The sequence below is a fragment of the Peribacillus sp. SIMBA_075 genome (assembly GCF_046534585.1).
Genome location: NZ_JAWRYN010001546.1, coordinates 1 through 238, shown reverse-complemented (window position 1 = coordinate 238; position 238 = coordinate 1). Strand labels below are relative to the sequence as shown.

The 238-nt window shown below is 30.7% G+C and carries 1 protein-coding gene; it reads right to left on the bottom strand.

What is annotated here, in order from left to right:
- Nucleotides 1-114: septation protein SpoVG family protein (locus SB775_RS33600; RefSeq protein ID WP_410865637.1), on the bottom strand; the 114-nt coding region annotated here is incomplete at its 3' end.
- Nucleotides 115-238 lie beyond the last annotated feature (124 nt).

Sequence of the window (238 nt, the reverse complement as noted above, 5' to 3'; positions counted from 1 at the left end):
ATCAATTACACGAATATCATGAACAACAAATTCATGGTCTAGAGTAATAGAGGCAATTGCTCTCATGCGGCCTTCTGTGTTTACGCGGCGTAATCTTACGTCAGTCACTTCCATCTTGTGTTCACCACCCTTTTCTAAATAAGCGATATATTTGTATAAATTCCACAAAATTTCTATTTTCCCTTTAATTTTTTAAAAATTTTTAAGATAAAAATTTTTAATGTAATTGAATATAGAG